Annotated in this window: 21 protein-coding genes and 1 riboswitch; of the genes, 10 read left to right on the top strand and 11 right to left on the bottom strand. The window is 72.3% G+C overall.

Features of this window, described 5'->3' with window-relative positions; genetic code table 11:
* The first annotated feature begins 51 nt into the window (after positions 1-51).
* The 5 genes from ACGFWE_RS37540 to ACGFWE_RS37520 are packed head-to-tail and all read left to right on the top strand — an operon-like array spanning position 52 to position 5,030.
* The gene (locus ACGFWE_RS37540) at positions 52-1,584 is read left to right on the top strand and encodes a sodium:solute symporter (protein ID WP_393604646.1); all 1,533 of its coding nucleotides are present in this window, start codon (positions 52-54) and stop codon (positions 1,582-1,584) included.
* Positions 1,581-2,150: a sigma-70 family RNA polymerase sigma factor gene (locus ACGFWE_RS37535; RefSeq protein ID WP_352390435.1), complete on the top strand. Its 570-nt coding sequence runs from the start codon at positions 1,581-1,583 to the stop codon at positions 2,148-2,150. Before ACGFWE_RS37540 ends, ACGFWE_RS37535 begins: the two co-directional genes overlap by 4 nt.
* On the top strand, positions 2,150-2,425 hold the full coding sequence (locus ACGFWE_RS37530; protein WP_352390591.1) for a hypothetical protein: 276 nt from the start codon (positions 2,150-2,152) through the stop codon (positions 2,423-2,425). Before ACGFWE_RS37535 ends, ACGFWE_RS37530 begins: the two co-directional genes overlap by 1 nt.
* A 33-nt stretch (positions 2,426-2,458) precedes the next feature.
* On the top strand, positions 2,459-4,270 hold the full coding sequence (locus ACGFWE_RS37525) for a glycoside hydrolase family 15 protein (RefSeq protein ID WP_393604644.1): 1,812 nt from the start codon (positions 2,459-2,461) through the stop codon (positions 4,268-4,270).
* Between the two features lie 4 nt (positions 4,271-4,274).
* A complete protein-coding gene (locus tag ACGFWE_RS37520; protein ID WP_393604642.1) occupies positions 4,275-5,030 on the top strand; it encodes an SDR family oxidoreductase in 756 nt (251 codons plus the stop codon).
* A 34-nt stretch (positions 5,031-5,064) separates the two neighbouring features.
* Here the strand turns inward: ACGFWE_RS37520 and amaP are convergent, their stop codons facing one another.
* The 5 genes from amaP to ACGFWE_RS37495 are packed head-to-tail and all read right to left on the bottom strand — an operon-like array spanning position 5,065 to position 7,411.
* Positions 5,065-5,643 (bottom strand): alkaline shock response membrane anchor protein AmaP, encoded by a 579-nt coding sequence (gene amaP, locus ACGFWE_RS37515; protein ID WP_393604640.1) that lies wholly within the window; start codon positions 5,641-5,643, stop codon positions 5,065-5,067.
* Between the two features lie 5 nt (positions 5,644-5,648).
* Positions 5,649-6,323, bottom strand: coding sequence for a DUF6286 domain-containing protein (locus tag ACGFWE_RS37510; protein WP_393604638.1), 675 nt, complete (start codon positions 6,321-6,323; stop codon positions 5,649-5,651).
* A complete protein-coding gene (locus ACGFWE_RS37505; RefSeq protein ID WP_352390440.1) occupies positions 6,320-6,718 on the bottom strand; it encodes a hypothetical protein in 399 nt (132 codons plus the stop codon). Before ACGFWE_RS37505 ends, ACGFWE_RS37510 begins: the two co-directional genes overlap by 4 nt.
* Positions 6,715-6,909: a hypothetical protein gene (locus ACGFWE_RS37500; RefSeq protein ID WP_059206289.1), complete on the bottom strand. Its 195-nt coding sequence runs from the start codon at positions 6,907-6,909 to the stop codon at positions 6,715-6,717. Before ACGFWE_RS37500 ends, ACGFWE_RS37505 begins: the two co-directional genes overlap by 4 nt.
* Before the next feature lie 37 nt (positions 6,910-6,946).
* Positions 6,947-7,411 carry an Asp23/Gls24 family envelope stress response protein gene (locus ACGFWE_RS37495; RefSeq protein WP_352390441.1) on the bottom strand — a complete coding sequence of 155 codons (465 nt, stop codon included), beginning with the start codon at positions 7,409-7,411 and terminating at the stop codon, positions 6,947-6,949.
* Between the two features lie 86 nt (positions 7,412-7,497).
* Between ACGFWE_RS37495 and ACGFWE_RS37490 the strand changes: the two genes are divergently transcribed.
* Positions 7,498-8,211, top strand: coding sequence for a nucleopolyhedrovirus P10 family protein (locus tag ACGFWE_RS37490; protein ID WP_352390442.1), 714 nt, complete (start codon positions 7,498-7,500; stop codon positions 8,209-8,211).
* A 19-nt stretch (positions 8,212-8,230) separates the two neighbouring features.
* Here ACGFWE_RS37490 and ACGFWE_RS37485 read toward each other — a convergent pair whose 3' ends face one another.
* From ACGFWE_RS37485 to ACGFWE_RS37475, 3 genes are all read right to left on the bottom strand, one after another.
* A complete protein-coding gene (locus ACGFWE_RS37485) occupies positions 8,231-9,043 on the bottom strand; it encodes an enoyl-CoA hydratase/isomerase family protein (protein ID WP_352390443.1) in 813 nt (270 codons plus the stop codon).
* 130 nt (positions 9,044-9,173) lie between these two features.
* Positions 9,174-9,395 (bottom strand): helix-turn-helix domain-containing protein, encoded by a 222-nt coding sequence (locus ACGFWE_RS37480; protein ID WP_280887789.1) that lies wholly within the window; start codon positions 9,393-9,395, stop codon positions 9,174-9,176.
* Positions 9,396-9,757: 362 nt separating this feature from the next.
* Positions 9,758-11,356, bottom strand: a complete 1,599-nt coding sequence (locus ACGFWE_RS37475) for an ABC-F family ATP-binding cassette domain-containing protein (RefSeq protein ID WP_352390444.1) — start codon at positions 11,354-11,356, stop codon at positions 9,758-9,760.
* A 217-nt stretch (positions 11,357-11,573) separates the two neighbouring features.
* Between ACGFWE_RS37475 and ACGFWE_RS37470 the strand changes: the two genes are divergently transcribed.
* Both ACGFWE_RS37470 and ACGFWE_RS37465 read left to right on the top strand, forming a co-directional pair.
* Positions 11,574-12,464 carry a neutral zinc metallopeptidase gene (locus tag ACGFWE_RS37470; RefSeq protein ID WP_393604634.1) on the top strand — a complete coding sequence of 297 codons (891 nt, stop codon included), beginning with the start codon at positions 11,574-11,576 and terminating at the stop codon, positions 12,462-12,464.
* Positions 12,465-12,567: 103 nt separating this feature from the next.
* Positions 12,568-12,981 carry a VOC family protein gene (locus ACGFWE_RS37465; protein ID WP_393604632.1) on the top strand — a complete coding sequence of 138 codons (414 nt, stop codon included), beginning with the start codon at positions 12,568-12,570 and terminating at the stop codon, positions 12,979-12,981.
* 1 nt (position 12,982) lies between these two features.
* On the opposite strand, the gene ACGFWE_RS37460 is transcribed toward ACGFWE_RS37465, so the two are convergent.
* The 3 genes from ACGFWE_RS37460 to ACGFWE_RS37450 all read right to left on the bottom strand — a co-directional run bounded on the left by ACGFWE_RS37460 (position 12,983) and on the right by ACGFWE_RS37450 (position 16,601).
* Positions 12,983-14,389 carry a hypothetical protein gene (locus ACGFWE_RS37460; protein WP_393604631.1) on the bottom strand — a complete coding sequence of 469 codons (1,407 nt, stop codon included), beginning with the start codon at positions 14,387-14,389 and terminating at the stop codon, positions 12,983-12,985.
* 157 nt (positions 14,390-14,546) lie between these two features.
* On the bottom strand, positions 14,547-15,692 hold the full coding sequence (locus tag ACGFWE_RS37455) for an alpha/beta hydrolase (RefSeq protein ID WP_393604629.1): 1,146 nt from the start codon (positions 15,690-15,692) through the stop codon (positions 14,547-14,549).
* Positions 15,693-15,935: 243 nt separating this feature from the next.
* The gene (locus tag ACGFWE_RS37450) at positions 15,936-16,601 is read right to left on the bottom strand and encodes a class II aldolase/adducin family protein (RefSeq protein ID WP_393604627.1); all 666 of its coding nucleotides are present in this window, start codon (positions 16,599-16,601) and stop codon (positions 15,936-15,938) included.
* A gap of 614 nt (positions 16,602-17,215) precedes the next feature.
* On the opposite strand from ACGFWE_RS37450, the gene ACGFWE_RS37445 reads away from it, so the two are divergent.
* Both ACGFWE_RS37445 and ACGFWE_RS37440 read left to right on the top strand, forming a co-directional pair.
* Entirely contained in the window at positions 17,216-18,463 is a 1,248-nt protein-coding gene (locus tag ACGFWE_RS37445) for an anion permease (protein WP_393604625.1), read from the top strand.
* A 25-nt stretch (positions 18,464-18,488) separates the two neighbouring features.
* On the top strand, positions 18,489-18,710 hold the full coding sequence (locus tag ACGFWE_RS37440; protein WP_352390451.1) for a hypothetical protein: 222 nt from the start codon (positions 18,489-18,491) through the stop codon (positions 18,708-18,710).
* 140 nt (positions 18,711-18,850) lie between these two features.
* A riboswitch (cobalamin riboswitch) is annotated at positions 18,851-18,994 on the top strand.
* Positions 18,995-19,076 lie beyond the last annotated feature (82 nt).

Here is a 19,076-nt window from a genome sequence, read left to right as displayed (position 1 = left end):
CGGCCCGCGCAACTTAAGCGCGAGGGCACAGACACACCAAGGACGGTGACCATGGCCGACAGCGCCATGACCGCGACGTTCCTCGCCGTGATCGGCGGAGCGTCGCTGCTCGCCGTGACCGCGCGCCGGCTGCGCCCCAGCGACCGGTTGCCGTCCCTGGAGGGCTGGGCGCTGGCCGACCGCAGCCTCGGCCCGGTGTGGACCTGGCTGCTGCTGGGCGGCACGATCTTCACCGCGTACACCTTCACCGCCGTGCCGGGACTGGCGTACGGCAACGGCGGGGCCGCGTTCTTCGCGGTGCCATACACGGTGATCGTGTGCCCCATCGCCTTCGTGCTGCTCAGCCGCCTGGGCGAGGTGGCCCGGCGGCACGGCTACATCACCGCCGCCGACTTCGTGCGCGGCCGCTACGGTTCGCCGCCGCTGGCCCTGGTGGTCGCGCTGACCGGGATTCTGGCGACCATGCCGTATCTGGCGCTCCAGCTGCTCGGGATACGGGCGGTGCTGACGGCCGGGGGCGTGTATCCGCGGGGCGCGACCGGCGACCTGGTGATGGTGGCGCTGTTCGCGGGGCTCGCGGTGGCCACCTACCGGCACGGGCTGCGGGCGCCCACCGTGATCTCGGCGCTCAAGGCGGTCGCCGTCTTCGTCTCGCTCACCGCCGTCACCTGGCTGGTCCTGGAGCGGCTCGGCGGTCCTGGCGCGGTGTTCGACGGGGCCGCCGAACGCCTGGGCGGACCGGCCCTGCTCCTCTCCCCGCAGCAGCAGCCCGCCTACGCCACCCTCGCCCTCGGCTCCGCCCTCGCCCTGCTGATGTACCCGCACGTCCTGACCGCCGGGTTCGCCGCCGACGGCCCGCGCACCCTGCGCAAGGTCGCCGTGGCCCTGCCCGCCTGGACGGCGCTGCTCGCCCTCTTCGGGTTCCTCGGCATCGCGGCGCTCGCGGCGGGCGTCCAGGCACCGGAGGGCGGTGCCGAGACCGCCGTACCGATGCTGGTGGACCGGTTGATGCCGGGGCCGCTGGCCGGGCTGGTGTTCGGCGCGATCACCGTGGGGGCGCTGGTGCCGGCCGCGGTGATGTCGATCGCGGCGGCCACCAGCTTCGTGCGCAACGTGTACGTCGAGTACGTGCACCCCACGGCCACGCCCAAGCGGCAGGTGCGGATCGCCAAGGCGGTGTCGCTGACGGCGAAGGTGGGCGCGGTGGCGTTCGTGTTCGGGCTGCGCGACCAGGACGCCGTCAACCTCCAGCTCCTCGGCGGGGTCTGGATCCTGCAGATCTTCCCGGCCGTCGCCGTGGGCCTGTTCACCGGGCGGCTGCATCCGCGGGCGCTGCTCGCCGGGTGGGGCGCGGGCATGCTGGCCGGCACCTTCCTCGTCGTCCGCGAGGGCTTCTCCTCGCTCGGCAGCGGGCCCTTCCAGGTCTACGCCGGTCTCGTCGCCCTCCTGCTCAATCTGACCGTCGCCCTGGCCGGAACCGCGGCCCTCGAACGGCTCGGCGTCCCGCGCGGCGCCGACTCGACCGACCTACCGTCGCGCCTGACCGTCAGGCGGCGCCCCGAGACGGGAGCGAACAACCCGTGAGACAGCATCTGAGAGCCGGCACCCCCGTGCCCGCCCCGCTCACCCCCGCGGCGGCCGACCCGGCCGAACTGGAGCGCGAGGCCGGTGTGGCCCACCTTTTCGAGCTGCACTACGCCTCCATGCTCCGCCTCGCCGTGCTGCTCGGCGCCGACGACCCGGAGAACGTGGTCGCCGAGGCCTACTACCAGATCTACCGGAAGTGGCGGCGCCTCAGGGACACCGAGGCCGCGGAGGCCTATCTGCGCTCCACCGTCTGCAATCTGACGCGGATGCGGATACGCCACCTCCAGGTGGCCCGCAAGCACGTGGAGAATCCCCCGACGAGAGCGGACGAGCTCGTCGCCTCCGCCGAGAGCACCGCGCTCCTCCACGACGACCAGCGCGTCCTCATCGACGCGCTCCAGCAACTGCCCGCCCGGCAGCGCGAGGCGCTGGTGCTGCGGCACTGGCTCGGGCTGAAGGAGAGCGAGATCGCCTCGGCGATGGGCATCTCCTGCGGTTCCGTCAAGACCCACACGGCGCGCGGCCTGGCCGCCCTGACCCAGGCGATGGAGGCCCGGCGATGATGAACGACGCGAGTCCGGACCGCACCGAGCGGGAACTCCAGGAGGCCCTCGCCGCGCTGGCGGGCAAGGTGCACGCGGCGCCCGACGCCTACCGCACGGCACGCGGCGAGTGGCTGCGCCGGGAACGCCGCCGCCGGCTCGTCCTCACCGTCCTCATCGCGGTCGTGTTCGCGCTGGCCACGCTGATCGGACTGTGGGTGCTGAACCAGACTCCCGCGCACCCGGGAGTGATCTTCTCGGGCACGGCGGCGTCACTCCCCCGGCCGCACCCCTGATTGCCCCCGCGACCGGCCGGGAAGCGCCACTGCGTGCACCCCCGAACCCCACCGGTCACCCGGATCCCCCGTATCGAGGACTACGCCCTCATCGGCGACGAACAGACCGCCGCCCTGGTCGGCACGGACGGCTCCGTGGACTGGTTGTGCCTGCCCCGCTTCGATTCGGGGGCCTGCTTCGCCAGACTGCTCGGGGACGAGGAGAACGGCCACTGGCGGATCGCCCCGAAGCACGCGGACCGGTGCACGAGACGCGCGTACCGCCCCGGCACCCTCGTCCTGGACACCGAGTGGGAGACCGACGAGGGCGCGGTGCGCGTCACCGACCTGATGCCGCAGCGCGACGTCGCCCCCGACGTCGTACGCGTCGTGGAGGGGCTCACCGGCCGGGTCACCGTGCGCAGCACGCTGCGGCTGCGCTTCGAGTACGGCTCGATCGTGCCGTGGGTGCGCAGGTCCGACGGGCAGCGGGTGGCCGTCGCGGGACCCGACGCCACCTGGCTGCGCAGCGAACCCCCGGTCCACACCTGGGGCGAGCACTTCGCGACGCACTCGGAGTTCACCGTCGAGGCCGGCGAGAAGGTCGCCTTCGTCCTCACCTGGCACCCCTCGCACGAGCCGCGCCCCCCGCTGACCGACCCCTTCGAGACGCTCGAGAGCAGCGTGGCCGACTGGCAGGCGTGGTCGGCGCGCTGCCGCTACGACGGTCCGCACCGGGATGCCGTGGTCCGTTCCCTGATCACTCTGAAGGCGCTCACCTACCGACCGACCGGCGGCATCGTCGCCGCGGCCACGACCTCGCTGCCGGAGGAGATGGGCGGCGTGCGCAACTGGGACTACCGCTACTGCTGGCTGCGGGACTCCACGCTCACCCTGGGTGCCCTCGTCCAGTGCGGCTACCTGGAGGAGGCCGAGGCCTGGCGGGACTGGCTGCTGCGCGCGGTCGCCGGCGACCCCGCGGACCTCCAGATCATGTACGGCGTCGCGGGCGAACGGCGGCTGCCCGAGTTCGAGTTGCCGTGGCTGTCCGGTTTCGGCGGCTCCCGGCCGGTACGCATCGGCAACGAGGCCGTGAAACAGCTCCAGCTGGACGTGTACGGCGAGGTCATGGACTCGCTGTCGCTGGCCCGTAGGGCGGGCCTGCCCGCCAAACCGCACATGTGGTCCCTGCAGAGCGTCCTGCTGGACTTCCTCCGGTCCTCCTGGCGGCAGCCGGACGAGGGACTGTGGGAGGTGCGCGGCGGCCGCCGCGACTTCGTCCACTCGAAGGTGATGGTGTGGGTCGCCGCCGACCGCGCCGTGCGCGCCCTGGAGGCCTTCCCGGAGCTGCGGGGCGACCTGGACGGCTGGCGCGCGCTGCGCGACGAGGTGCACCACGAGGTCTGCGAGAAGGGCTACGACCCCGAACGCAACACCTTCACCCAGTACTACGGCTCACGCGAACTCGACGCGTCCCTGCTGCTGATCCCCCGCGCCGGCTTCCTGCCCGCCGACGATCCCCGTGTCGTCGGCACCATCGACGCGATCCGCACGGAGCTGGAGCACAACGGACTGGTACGGCGGTACAGCGCCGCGGAGACCCCCGTCGACGGGCTGCCCGGCGGCGAGGGCACGTTCTTGGTGTGCTCGTTCTGGCTCGCCGACGCCCTGCACATGACGGGCCGTACGAAGGAGGCGCGGGACCTCTTCGAACGGCTGCTGGGGCTGGCCAACGACGTGGGGCTGCTGTCCGAGGAGTACGACCCCGTGTCCGGCGCCCAGCTCGGCAACTTCCCGCAGGCGTTCAGCCACATCGGGCTGGTGAACACCGCCCTCACCCTGTTCGGGGGCGAGGAGGCAGGATAGGACCATGGATCTTGGACTGAAGGACCGTGTGTACGTCGTCACCGGAGCGACCCGTGGACTCGGCAACGCGGCCGCGCGTTCGCTGGTCGCGGACGGGGCGAAGGTCGTGGTGACCGGGCGGGACGAGAAGGGCGCGCTCGCCGCGGCGGCGGAGTTGGGGCCGGACGCGGTGGGGGTGGCCGTCGACAACGCCGACGCCTCGGCGCCGGAGCGGTTGATCGCCACCGCGCGGGAGCACTTCGGGGGCTTCCACGGGGTGCTGATCAGCGTGGGCGGGCCCCCGCCCGGTTTCGTCGCCGACAACACGGACGAGCAGTGGCAGTCCGCGTTCGAGTCCGTGTTCCTGGGGGCGGTCCGGCTGGCTCGGGCGGCCGCGGCGGAGCTGGAAGCCGGGGGTGTCATCGGGTTCGTGCTCTCCGCGTCCGTGCACGAGCCGATCCCGGGGCTGACCATTTCGAACGGGCTGCGGCCCGGCCTCGCCGGGTTCGCGAAGTCCCTCGCCGATGAGCTGGGGCCGCGCGGGATCCGGGTGGTGGGGCTGCTGCCGTCGCGTATCGACACGGATCGCGTGCGCGAGCTGGACGGGATGTCGGCCGATCCGGAGGCCACTCGGACCGCGAACGAGTCCCGGATTCCGTTGCGGCGGTACGGGACGCCCGAGGAGTTCGGGCGGGTGGCGGCCTTCCTCCTGTCGCGGGCCGCTTCCTATCTGACCGGGGTCATGCTGCCCGTCGACGGGGGCATGCGGCACGGGTTCTAGTTGCGGGCGGCTTCTAGTTGCGGGCTGCGGGCCCTCAACTGACCCTTTCCGCCTTGTGCTTGACACCGGTCATGCGGACCTCGGCCGGCAGTGACGCGAGGCCTGCCGAAGTGCGGGCGTGGTCCAGGGCCCCGGCCGTCAGGTGATGCAGGGCCGTTCCCGGGTCCACGTGGGGTTCCAGCAGGAGTCGCACGCGGGCCCCGGGAGCGTCCGGGCGGCCGGTCAGGTGGGCGTGGGCCCGCTGGACGCCGTCCAACTCGGCTGCGTCGCCTTCGAGTACGGCCTCCAGGGCCCGCCCCCTCAGCAGCGCGCCCTCGCCGTCGCCGGTGTTGACCCGGACCTCCGCGAGCCGGCGCCTGCGCAGTACCGCCGTCAGCCACCACAGGGTCAGCAGCACGACGAGTGCCAGTGCGGCGATGACCGTGGGCCACCACCAGCCCTCGCCGTCCCAGCGGGTGCGCTCCGCGTCGCTCAGCAGGACATCCTTCCTGCCGTCGTGGATCCACCAGGAGGGCGGGTCGAGGCCGAGGCCCACGGCGAGTACCGAGCCGCCGACGACGAGCAGGACCAGGCCCACCAGGGCGAGCAGTACGCGGTTGACGGTCCTGAGCATCGGCCTCAGCCCTTCTTCCGGGTCGTCCGCGTCACGTGCACCGACAGGGCGGGGGGCCGGGCCAGGCCCAGTCCCCTGATCGCCTCGGTGAGGGTCGCGTCCAGGTCGTCGCGTACGTCGTCCAGTTCACGGAAGTGGGACACCGCGCGGACGTCGGCCTTCGTCCGCTTCACCCGTACACGTGCGGACTGGACGCCTGCCACCTCCATGGCCCGGTCGCGCAGGACCATGGCGGCCGCGTCCCGGTGGAGGCCGGCGCGGACGTCGGGGTGGGTGCGGCGCATCGGGAGGACGCGGCGCAGACCCGGTGTGGCGGCCAGGACGATCAGCCACAGGCCCAGGGCCGCGGCCACACCGGCGCCGATCAGGACCCAGGTGTCGTCCAGGGGGCGTGCGGCGAGCTGCCGGGAGAGTTCGCGGCGCCAGTGCATGGCCGGCCGATGGGCCCGGACGGCCGCGATGTCGTACAGGAAGATGCCCGCGCCGAGCAGGAGCAGCAGCGCGACGAGGGCGGCCGGAACCCTGCGCGCCGACCAGAAGCGCCGTTCACCGCCGCCCGTCCCGGCGTCCGGGACGTGCGGTGGTCCGTACGCGGCCTGGTCGCGCCGGTCCGGTTCCGCCGCCCGCTCGATGACCGGCAGTCGTCGTGTGGTGCCTTCCGAGCCCTGGGGCTCGCTCATCGCGTCCTCCCCTGTGCCGCGCCGTACGGCTGTGCCGGATACAGCCGCTCCACCTGGACGGCGACCTCCGACACCTCCATGCCCACCAACGCGACTACCCGCTCGACCACGTGCTGACGCACCTGACGGCATCGCGCGCCGATGTCGCAGGGGTAGTCGAGTTCGAGGTGCATACGGATCCGGGCGTTTCCGTGGTGGACCAGGACGGTGGCGTAGGGGGGTTCCGCCGCGGCGGGGAGTTTTCCGAGCGCCTCGCGGGCCGCCTGTCCCGCGACCTTCGCGACCACCCGGTCGGCGATCCTCGTCGCCCCTCGGTCACCGGGGGGAACGGCGGTCGTGGTGAGGGGTCCGCTGAGCGCGTCCGCCGCGCCGGCCTCGCTGCTCACGGACGTCATCGCCGCCGGTCGCGACGCTCGTCACGGGTGCGGAAGAGATCGCCGATCTCCAGGTCCCCCTCCAGGAACCGGCCGACGACGAAGCCGATGGCGCCCAGCGCCGCCACCAGCAGGAAGGCGCCGAACCCGCCGAAATACCCCGCGAAGCCCAGCGCCATGCCGGCGATCATGCCGACCACGGCCATGCTCATCGTGCGCTCCCTAAAGGTCCCTCAAGCTGTGGGCGGGCTACTGGAGCCGGGACTCCGGCTCCTCGTCCTCCTCGTCGGGCAGCTTCACATCGCTCACCGCGACATTGACCTCGACGACCTCCAGGCCGGTCATCCGCTCCACCGCGGCGATGACGTTCTCCCGCACCGCCTTGGCCACGTCCGCGATCGAGACGCCGTAGTCGACGACGATCTCCAGGTCGAGCGCGGTCTGCACCTCGCCGACCTCGACCTTGACCCCGCGGGTGGCGGACTTCGAACCGCCGGGCACCCGGTCCCGTACCGCCCCGAAGGTGCGGCTCAGCCCGCTGCCCATGGCGTGGACGCCCAGGACGTCCCGTGCCGCGAGTCCGGCGATCTTCTCCACGACCCCGTCGGCGATGGTGGTCCGCCCACGGTTCGCCGGGTCGCCGCCGCCGCGCCTGGTGGTCTTGTGAAGCTGCGCCTGCGGCTCCACCTCGGTGCTCTGCGTCATGTCGGTCATCGTCGTCACCCCTTTCGGTCGTCCTCCTTCGACCACCGTAAGCGCGGTGGCGCGATCGCGCGCCGGAGATGCGGCAGGCTGGAGGAATGACGGCGGAGCAGTGGGCACGGACGGTGCGGCATCAGCTGCGGCTGGGCAGACTGCTGCCCCTGGGCGGGCCGCGCGACGGAGCGTGGATCTCCGAGGAGGCGGCCCGGACGGTGCTGCGGGCCGCCGCCGAGGGCCTTCGGGGCGTACGGCTGGGCACGGTGCGCCTCGGGCTCGCCCGTCCGGAGGACACGCACGAGCCCGCCGTCCCGGCCCCGCCGAGCGCGCTGCCGCCCGGCCCGCTGCGGCTCGCGGCCGAGTTCGAGGCCACGCCCGCACAACCGCTGCCGGTGACGGCGGAGCTGCTGCGCACGGCACTCGCCGGGGCGGCTAAGGAGCTGCTGGGGCTGGAGATCGGCGAGGTGGACCTGCGGGTGACGGCCCTGCTGGACGAGGACGCGGAACGCTCCCCCGTACGGGCGCCCGAGCCGCCGCGTCCCGCGGAGGCGGGGCCGGGCGACGAGACCCTGGCCGGGGTCGCCGCGCTGGCGGTGCCCGGTGTGGTCGGGCTGACCGGTCTGCTGGGGCGGCCCGTGCACATCGAGGACCGGGAGAGCGGGGACGGCTCGCTGCCGCGCCGCCACGTCCGCGTCGAACTGGCGGTGGGCGCGGACCGCCGGGCCCTGGACGTGGCCCGGGAGGTCCGCGCCGCCGTGGGAGCGGCACTGTCGGACGCTCCGACGGTGGCCGTCCTGGTGACGGCCCTCGTCTAGATCCACTCGCCGACCGGATCTACTCGCCGACTCCGGCGAGGTCCCGCAGGCGTCGGGTCTGGGCCGCGCGCTCGGCTCCGCGCTGCTCGTCGTAGGTGCGGTCCTGGGCGCCGCGCAGCAGCGCCTTGGTCTCGATGACCGCGTCGCGGGGGGCGGACAGGAGTGCGGCCGCCAGGTCCTTCACGGCGCCGTCGAGCTGGTCCACAGGTACGGCGAGGTTGGCGAGGCCGGTGTTCACCGCCTCCTCGGCCGTGACAAAGCGCCCGGTGGCGCAGATCTCCAGCGCCCGGGCGTATCCGACGAGGCCCACCAGGGGGTGGGTGCCGGTGAGGTCGGGAACCAGGCCAAGGCTGGTCTCGCGCATGGCGAACTGCACGTCGTCGGCGACGACGCGCAGGTCACAGGCGAGGGCCAGCTGGAAGCCCGCCCCGATGGCATGCCCCTGGACGGCGGCGATGGACACGACGTCACTGCGCCGCCACCAGGTGAAGCCCTCCTGGAACTGGGCGATGGCGGCGTCGAGTTCGGCGTCACCACTGCGGGCGAGGTCGATGAACGACGGCTCGCCCTCGATCCCCTCGGGCGTGAACATCTGCCGGTCGAGCCCCGCGGAGAAGGACTTGCCCTCGCCACGCAGCACCACGACCCGGACGGAGCCCGGCACCAGCCGGCCGGCCTCGGCGAGCGCCCGCCACAGAGCGGGGCTCTGCGCGTTGCGCTTGGCGGGGTTGGTCAGCGTCACCGTGGCGAGGGTGTCCTCGACGGTGAGCCGTACGCCGTCCTTGTCGAGCAGGGGAACGAGTTCCTGGCTGTCCTGGCTGGACGTCGCCATGGGGCGCCTCCGATGAGTGCGGTCATCCTCCGTGCCGCAGGACGGCACAGCTAAGTGACTGCACAGTAACCACCCGGTCGGTCAACCGACCGACCGGGTGGCCACCATCGAAGCCGATGGGCCGCCCGGCTCAGGACGACGCGGCCTTCTTGCCCCGCGTCGCCCCGCCACGTCCACGGAGCGTGACGCCCGATTCGCTGAGCATCCGGTGCACAAAGCCATACGAGCGGCCGGTTTCCTCGGCCAGCGCCCGAATGCTCGCACCGGAGTCGTACTTCTTCTTCAGGTCTGCCGCGAGCTTGTCGCGCGCGACGCCGGTTACCCGGCTGCCCTTCTTCAGAGTCTCGGCCACCCGGTCCTCCTCATGGGAAGTGCGCTCTGGTCCTCTCATGATCACCCCTCCGAGCGTTCATGGCCACCCATTCGGCAAGGTCCGTAAGACATGGTTTTGACGACAGGAGCGGGTCCCCACATGCGGAATCTGTGATTCCACCCGGGCGCGTTCGTACCGCCGAACGGGTTCCTTTGTGAAGTGCCAGGTCAGAGACGTGCGACGGCCGAGCCCTTGTCGATAAAGGACTCGGCCGTGAAATCGATGTAGGACACACCTCGGTACGAGGAGATCTCACACAGATGGTGGATCACCGGTGGGCCGAATGATCCATACGCCGTTGATCACGCCATGGATCACGCTTTCGATCAAGCGGCGCTCACTCAGGCGAGGGCGACGAGATCCGCGTAATCGGCGCCCCACAGGTCCTCGACGCCGTCCGGCAGCAGGATGATCCGCTCCGGCTGGAGCGCCTCGACGGCGCCCTCGTCGTGGGTGACCAGGACGACAGCGCCCTTGTAGGTGCGCAGCGCGCCGAGGATCTCCTCGCGGCTGGCCGGGTCGAGGTTGTTGGTGGGCTCGTCGAGGAGCAGGACGTTCGCCGAGGAGACGACCAGGGTGGCGAGCGCGAGCCGGGTCTTCTCGCCGCCGGACAGGACGCCGGCCGGCTTGTCGACGTCGTCGCCGGAGAACAGGAACGAGCCGAGCGTCTTGCGCACCTCGACGAGGTCGAGGTCGGGGGCCGCCGAGCGCATGTTCTCCAGGACCGTGCGCTCCGGGTCGAGGGTCTCGTGCTCCTGGGCGTAGTAGCCGAGCTTGAGGCCGTGGCCCGGCACGACCGCGCCGGTGTCGGGCTGCTCGGTCCCGGCGAGCAGGCGCAGCAGGGTCGTCTTGCCCGCGCCGTTGAGGCCCAGGATGACCACGCGGGAGCCCTTGTCGATGGCCAGGTCGACGTCGGTGAAGATCTCCAGTGAGCCGTACGACTTCGACAGGCCCTCCGCCATGAGCGGGGTCTTGCCGCAGGGCGCGGGCTCGGGGAAGCGCAGCTTGGCGACCTTGTCCTGCTGGCGCACCGCGTCGAGGCCGGCGAGCAGCCGGTCGGCGCGCTTGGCCATGTTCTGCGCGGCGACCGTCTTGGTGGCCTTGGCGCGCATCTTGTCGGCCTGCGAGTGCAGGGCGGCGGCCTTCTTCTCGGCGTTCTGCCGCTCGCGCTTGCGGCGCTTCTCGTCGGCCTCGCGCTGCTGCTGGTAGAGCTTCCAGCCCATGTTGTAGACGTCGATCTGGGCGCGGTTGGCGTCCAGGTAGAACACCTTGTTGACGACCGTCTCGACGAGGTCGACGTCGTGGGAGATCACGATGAAGCCGCCGCGGTAGGTCTTGAGATAGTCGCGCAGCCAGATGATCGAGTCGGCGTCGAGGTGGTTGGTCGGCTCGTCGAGGAGCAGGGTGTCGGCGTCGGAGAACAGGATCCGGGCCAGTTCGATACGGCGGCGCTGACCACCGGAGAGGGTGTGCAGCGGCTGGCCGAGCACCCGGTCGGGGAGGTTCAGCGCGGCGGCGATGGTGGCGGCCTCGGCCTCGGCGGAGTACCCGCCCTTGGTGAGGAACTCCGTCTCCTGGCGCTCGTACTGCCGCAGCGCCTTCTCGCGGGTGGCGCCCTGGCCGTTGGCGATGCGCTGTTCGTTGTCGCGCATCTTCTTCAGCAGGACGTCGAGGCCGCGCGCGGAGAGGATGCGGTCGCGGGCGAGCACGTCGAGGTCGCCGGTGCGGGGGTCCTGGGGGAGGTAGCCGACCTCGCCGGAGCGGGTGATCTGGCCGGCGGCGGGGATGCCCTCGCCGGCCAGGCACTTGGTGAGGGTGGTCTTCCCCGCGCCGTTGCGGCCGACCAGGCCGATGCGGTCGCCCTTGGCGACACGGAAGGTGGCGGACTCGATGAGGACTCGGGCGCCGGCGCGCAGCTCGATACCGGAGGCGGAGATCACGGACAGACTCCAGGGCGGATTCGGGATTGACGGGTGGGCGGCTGAGGACGTTCCCGCCGTCTAATGCGCGAGGAGAATGGCCATGGGCCAAGTCTAACGGGGGCGTGCAAGCACTTTTTCTGGGTTCGGGTGTTCGGTTGGTCTCGCTCCGGGTATCCGGTCGGTCCCGTCGAGGATGCCCCGCGGGGGGCCGGTGAGCGCAGAGGGCGGTGTCCGCATGCAGTTCGACGACGACGCCAGTTTGGACACCTCCGAGGTGCAGGACGTGCGCGGCAGCCGCATCCCGGGCGGCAGGGCGACCATCGGGGGCGGCATCGGCGGAGTGATCGTCCTGCTCCTCGGGCTGTTCCTCGGCGTCGGTCCCGACCAGCTCGGGCTCACCGACGGCGGCGGACAGCCCGCGGCCACGGCCTCCGGCCTCTCCGAGGTCCAGCGGAGCTGCCGGACCGGGCAGGACGCGAACACGCGCGACGACTGCCGGATCGTGGCGGTGGTCAACAGCGTGCAGGACTACTGGGACCAGGAGTTCGAGCGGCGTGGCGCCACGTACACCCGCTCCTCCACGTACTTCTTCGGTGAGCAGGTCGGCACCGCGTGCGGGTCGGCGACCTCGGCGGTCGGGCCGTTCTACTGCCCGGGCGACCGGAGGGTCTATCTCGATCTGGGGTTCTTCGACGAGCTGCGGTCGAAGTTCGGGGCCAGTGGCGGGCCGTTCGCGCAGGCGTACGTGGTGGCGCACGAGTACGGACATCACGTGCAGGACCTGATGGGCACGCTGAGCCGGTCGCAGGACGGGCGGACCGGCGCGGACAGCAACGCGGTGCGGGTGGAGCTCCAGGCGGACTGCTACGCCGGGGTGTGGGCCCGTCACGCGACCACGACGAAGGACGAGTCGACGGGGCGGCCGCTCATCACGCGTCTCACGGACGCGGACATCACCGACGGCCTGGACGCGGCGGCGGCCGTGGGCGACGACCGGATCCAGGAGCGGTTCCAGGGGCGGGTGACACCGGAGTCGTGGACCCACGGGTCGGCGCAGCAGCGGCAGAGCTGGTTCCGGCAGGGCTACGAGTCCGGCGACATGGCACGCTGCGACACCTTCCGCTGAGGCCTTTGCCTGCTGACAGGCCGTTGTCAGTGGCCGCTGCGAGACTGGACGCCAGAGGGGATTCGCGGCTTCTGGCCAGTCTCGTCACAAGGGAGTGATCGGCATGGCAGGCACGAGCGGTGGGCGACCGAGCGTCTACCCGGCACTGCTGTACGCGGACGCGAAGGCGGCGATCAGGCAGCTGACGGAGGCCTTCGGCTTCACCGAGCTCGCGGTGTACGAGGGCGAGGACGGCCTGGTGACCCACGCGGAGCTGGTGCAGGGCAACGGCGCGGTGATGCTCGGTTCGAAGGGCACCGGCAGCGCCTACGACAAGCTGATGAAGGACGCGGGCCCGGTGGGGGTGTACATCGTCGTGGACGACGTCGACGCGCACCACCGCCGCGCCGTGGAGCACGGCGCGGAGATCCTGATGCCCCCGACGGACCAGGACTACGGCTCCCGTGACTACATGGCCCGGGACGCCGAGGGCAATGTGTGGAGCTTCGGGACGTACGCGCCGGAGATACGCGCCTGACTCACCCTCCGGTGTGCACCTGGAAGGCGGCGCGGCGGACGGCCTTGGCGAGGGCCGGGTCGGGGTGCGCGGCGGCGAGGGCGACCAGGACCTGCACGGTGCGCGGGTGGCCCACCGCCCGCACCTCGTCGAGCAGTTGAGGGACGGTCGGCTGGAGCGCGGACTCCAGGTGCCGCACCAGCATTGGGGCCTCGCCGTGGTCGGCGACGGCGGCCGCGGTGTCGACCCACAGCCAGGTGGCCTCCTGCCGGGTGAGGACCTCGTGGGCGTCCTCGGGGTCGATCCCGTCGTGCTCGGCCAGCCACAGCAGGGCGTACGGCCGCAGGGTGGGCTCGTCGGCCACGGAGCGCACGTCGGGCTCGGCGGGGGCGCCGACCACCCGCAGGGCCTCGAAGGCGAGGCCGCGCAGCAGGGCGTCGTCGCCACGGGCGGCGTCGAGCAGCTCGGTGACGGCGCTGCCCACGGGGCGGGCGGCGAGCCAGGCGCGGTACTCGGCGCGGGCCGCGTTGGGCCGCAGCTGGGCGCAGCCGCGCAGCATCTCCTCGGCGGCGACCTCGATGTTGCCGGCCGGGCTCTGCGCGGCGACGCAGATCTGCTCCAGCTTGACCCACACCGCCCAGTTGCCGAGGGGGGTGAGGGTGGCCTGGCCGTCGCCGTAGGTCAGGGCGCCGACGGAGGCGAGGGCGCGCAGGGCCCAGTCGAGGAGGGGGGCGAGGGGGGCGTCCTGGGTGTTCGCCGCCTCGGGCTCCTCCACGGGCTCCGGCTGCGGGCCGTAGGGGATCTCGCAGCGCTCGGTGCGCAGTTCGGTGACGCGCTGCTCCAGGAGGTCCAGGAGCTGTTCGACGGGCACGGGGCCGGCGGAGAGCTGCAGGAAGGAGAGCACCTGGGGCATGGCCGAGACGACCTCGGCGACGGCGGCGGGCTCGCGGTCGCCGGGCTCCGGGAAGGCGAGCGACCAGGCGTCGAAGAGGGCGACCCAGCCGCGCAGTACGGCACTGTCGTCGCGGTCCCAGGCGCGCAGCCGCCAGCCCGGGCGGGCGCTGTCCCCGTGCACCTCGACGAGGCCGGCGAGGCGGGCGGTGTCCCAGTCGGCGCGGACCTGAGCCACGGTCAGACCCAGGTCGGCGGCCGCGAGAGCGGCGGATTCGTCGGAGAGGGTGCCGTTGCCGTCGGAGCCCGCACCGTCCCTGCCGGGGCCCAGGGCGCCGTCGGCCCAGAGCGCCACGCGGGCCGCGTCGGCAAGACCGGAGCGCGCCATTCTGGCCAGTACCGCCGGGGCCGGTGTGCCCTCCGGGGGGCGCGGCGCGGGGCGGCGTGGGCGCCGTTGGTTCACTGCTGTGGGGGCGGCGGCCAGGGGTCGCGGGCGGACGAGTCGGAGCCTGGAGTCGCGCGGGATACGGGACGTCACGGGTGCAGTCTTCCGGTTGACGGTCCGAAAACCCAAACGGAATGTCACCGCGGGCGCCGGGGAGGGCCGGCGCCGGGGCCACGCGGAGGGGCATACACCGAGATCAGGCCAGTGGTACGGGCTTAAACGGAACCTGTGGGGCGGGGGCGCCCGGAGGTCACATCAGGGGGGTGAGGAAACGGCGCAGTGTCTCTTCGTAGGCGCTCGGGTCGGCGTTCCACATCGCCGCGTGGGGGGCCTGGCGGACCGTGTGGAGGGTGATCCGGTCGGGGTGGGTGGCGGCGAGACGGCGGGAGAGGTCCCAGGGGGCGAGCGGGTCGTCCGGGCCGTGGAAGATCAGGGTGGGCGGTGGGGGCCGGTCGGGGCCGACGTCTTCGGTCCGGTGCTCGGTCCTGTTCTCCTGGTTCGCGTACAGGCCGGTGCGGCCCTGTGCCGCGCGCACCGCGAGCGGCAGGAGGACGCCGGGGGTGTGGCGGGCCGTGGCGAGGGCGCGCAGGGTCCGCTCCCAGCTGAGGACCGGGGAGTCCAGGACGAGCCCCTTGACGTGGTTGCGCAGGCCCGAGCGGGCGGCGGCGCGCAGGGCCATGGTGGCGCCGGTGGACCAACCGTGCAGCACGAGTTGGCGGGCGCCGTTGTCGACGGCGTAGCGCATCGCCGCGTCCAGGTCGCGCCACTCGGTCTCGCCGAAGTGGTTCAGGCCGTCCGGCGGGCGGGGCGCGCCGGTGTCGCCGCGGTGGGCGGGGGTGAGGACCGGGAAGCGGTGGCGGTGCAGGAACTCCATGATGTTCAGGGCGTGTTCGCGGGTCGCACCGAGGCCGTGCACCGCGATGACCCAGGTGTCCCTCGCGCCGGGCACGAACCAGGCGGGCAGGGAGCCGAGTTCGCCGGGGATGTCGATGTCGGTGTGGTCGAGGCCGAGGGCGGACTTCGGGTCACCGACGTGCGTGGTCGGGGTGAGCCAGACCTTGTCGCCGGGTTTCAGGGTGCCGTGGGTGACGCGTTCCAGGCGGCGGACGACGGTGTCGGCGGAGTGCGGTTCCGTGGCGAGGACGGGGCCCACGACGGCGTGGGAGGCGTCGCCGGCGAGGCCGTAGGTGCCGGGGCGGAGGGCGGCGAGGTCGCGGGTGAGGGCGATGCGGCCGGCTGCGGTGGAGTGGACGGTGAGCCGGGGTTCGCCGGGCAGCGGGCGGCCCGCGGGCGCCTTCAGTCCGGCGTCGCTGGCGATCCTCCCGACGACGATTCCGGCTGCGCCGGCCGCCAGGGCTGCGGTGACGGCAGCGGCCGTCGCTTTGACAGTGCGCACGTCTTCAGTGTCGCGGGGGAGGCGGGGTGGGGCCAGTGGGCGGGTGCCTGTGCGGGTGTGGGTTCGGTGGGGGCTGGCGTTCTGCGCAGTTCCCCGCGCCCCTGAACGCCTGCGGCGGCCCGGGTGGGCGTCCTGGCACAGGTGACTGCAACCCCCTGGGGGCGCGGGGAACTGCGCGACCAGCCCCCACCGGCCCGCACCCGCCCGACAACCTCACCCGCCCCCCGTAGGCGCACCCGCCCCCTAACCCCGCTGCCCATACCCCCGCAACCGCTCCCCCGCCTCCTCGACCTGTCGCTCCGTCAGGATGTTCGGGGTCAGGCCCGGTACCGACCGGGCCGTCAGCCACAGGTGGCACATCCATTCCAGCTGGGCCGTGCGGTCGTAGGCCTGGGTGAGGGTGGAGCCGTAGGTGATCGTGCCGTGGTTCTGGAGGAGGCAGGCGGAGCGGTCGGCGAGGGCGTGGAGCATGTTCTCGGCCAACTCGTCGGTGCCGTAGGTGGCGTAGGGGGCGACCCGGACGGGACCGCCGAGGGCGCCGGTCATGTAGTGGATCGGGGGGAGTTCGGACACGAGCGTGGAGACGGCCGTGGCGTGCACCGCGTGGGTGTGCACGATCGCGCGGGCGTCGGTACTGCGGTAGACCGCCAGGTGCATGGGGAGTTCACTCGTGGGGACCAGGGTGCCCAGGACCTGACGGCCCTCCAGGTCGACGCCGGTCACGTCGTCCGGGGTGAGGCGGTCGTAGGGGACGCCGGACGGGGTGACCAGGACCGTGTCCCCTACGCGTACCGAGACGTTGCCGGAGGTGCCGACGACCAGTCCGTCGGTGACCGTCCGGCGGGCCGTGTCGACCAACTCGCCCCACGCGTCCGCCTCGCCCGATGATTTCTGCCGTTCCTCAGCCATGCCGTGATCCTGCCAGGCGGGGCGCCGGAGGGCGCGTTTCCGGGCGTGCGCCCCTCTTTGTCCCGTGATCGCAAGGCTGCCCGGCACCGAACCCGCGCCGTGGCCCTGTCCGTGGTCATGCTCAGCGCGGGAGGCATGGCGTTCGCCCGGTCGGGCCCCGGCCGGTCTGGCAGCAGGCCTTGGTCAAGGGCGCCAGGTTCGTCTACCGGCATCCTGCGCAGGCCGCGTACTTCGTGCGCAACGGCGGTGCCTGGTCCGCGGACGGCTGGCCCCTGCCGCCGGCGCTGGACATTGCATACAACCCGTGTGCGAGGCGAAGCGGCTGACCGGGCGCCGGCCGGTGATCTACACAGCGGCGCCTTCGCCGCAATCACGCGCTGTGGGTGGCCAGTCTGCCGGGTGACCAAAATCTCTTCAACGGGTCGGCTCGACAGCTCAACAGGTTCGCCGCCGGGGCGTAGCCGTGGGGCGTACGGGTCGTGCGGGGGCCGCGGGGTTCGACGCGGGGACAGCAGAAGATTCCGGTCACCGTGCGGCCCGCCCCAGTTCACCTTCCGTTCATCCAGGTTACCTACGTTCAATCTGCCAATGACCTCGAACGATTGCCTGGGTAAATGGAAAACTTCTCGCTGATCCTCGCGATTGTGGTCGTCACCGCACTCGCGTTCGATTTCACGAACGGTTTTCACGACACCGCCAACGCGATGGCCACCACCATCTCGACCGGTGCGCTCAAGCCCAAGGTCGCGGTGGCCATGTCCGCCGTGCTGAACCTTGTGGGCGCCTTTCTCTCGGTGGAGGTCGCCAACACGATCTCCAAGGGTCTCGTCGACGAGACCGGCATCCGTCCCGAGGTCATCTTCGCCGCCCTGGTCGGCGCGATCCTCTGGAACCTGCTGACCTGGCTGGTGGGTCTGCCCTCCAGTTCCTCCCACGCCCTGATGGGCGGTCTGATCGGCGCCACCATCGCCTCGGCGGGCATGGGCGCGGTGCACGGCGACGCGCTCGTCACCAAGGTCCTCATCCCCGCCGTCGCCGCCCCGATCGTCGCGGGCGTCGCCGCCATGCTGGCCACCCGGCTCTCCTACACGCTGGGCAAGAAGGCCGACGGCAAGGCCGCCGCGAAGGGCTACCGCACCGGACAGATCGCCTCGGCCGGCCTGGTCTCGCTGGCCCACGGCACCAACGACGCGCAGAAGACGATGGGCATCATCACCCTCGCCCTCGTCGCCGGCGGCGTCGTCGCCCCCGACTCCGACCCGCCCACCTGGGTCATCCTCTCCGCGGGTCTCGCCATCGCGCTCGGCACCTACCTCGGCGGCTGGCGCATCATCCGCACCATGGGCAAGGGCCTGACCGACCTTCAGCCGCAGCAGGGCTTCGCCGCACAGACCAGCGCGGCCACCGTCATCCTGGCCTCGTCCCACCTCGGGTTCTCCCTCTCCACCACGCACTCCGTCTCCGGTTCGGTGATGGGCGCGGGCCTCGGCCGCAAGGGCGGGGTCGTCCGCTGGTCGACGGCCACGCGGATGTTCGTGGCCTGGGGCCTGACGCTCCCGGCGGCGGCCCTGGTGGGCGCCCTGGCCGAGTCGGTCACGAACCTCGGCGACTGGGGTACGGCGCTCGTGGCGGTCTTCCTCGTCGCCTCCAGCGCGGCGATCTGGAAGATCTCGCGGCGCGAGGTCGTGGACGCGTCCAACGTCAACCACACCGACGAGCCGGCCGGCGTGGTGACCACGGCGATCGCCGTCGTGACCCCGCCGCCCACCGGCACCGTGACCGAGGGCCTCACCGCCACGATCCCGGCTCCGGCCCCCGCCCCGGCCGCCGCGACGGAACCGGCCCCGCCGGCCGCCGTCTGAGCCCCCCTCCTAAGGAAGCCTCACCATGAAGATCGACTGGGAAGCACTCGGCTCCGTCTTCGGCGTCAGCCTCGTCGTCACCGTGGGCCTGGTGGCCCTGTTCACCCTCGGCATCATGGGCCTGTCCCGCCAGGAGCGGGCCACGGCCCAGGGCGGCTCGGCCACGCTCGCGGTCACCGGCGCCTACGCCTGCTTCGCGGCGTGCGCGGCGGCGGTGGCGTACGGGATCTCTCTGATCGTGGCCTGATCGTGGCCTGACGGCCCCCCGCCACTCGACGGCCGGGCGGGCACGGAACTTCCAGTTCCGTGCCCGCCCGGCCGTCTTTCATGACCGGCGATGTGGGGTTCTGCACACTCTCCCGCCGCAGGTCAACAACAAGTTGACGGGTCTCGAAGGCCCGTGGTGGACTGCCGGAGCCATTTACGGCGGCAGAAGAGGAAGCCGGTGCGAATCCGGCGCGGTCCCGCCACTGTCACCGGGGTAGACAACCCCGGGAGCCAGGAACTCTCGCCGCCGGACTCGTCGAACCAGGGCGTGGACACCCTGAGTGAGGACATGACGCGATGCTCGCCTGCCGATCCACCAGCGGTACCCGGTACGTGAACGACCCTG

Source organism: Streptomyces sp. NPDC048523 (assembly GCF_043199815.1).
Lineage (GTDB): Bacteria > Actinomycetota > Actinomycetes > Streptomycetales > Streptomycetaceae > Streptomyces.
The sequence above is the reverse complement of the archived record's forward strand: the minus strand, read 5'-3'. Positions and strand labels throughout refer to the sequence as shown.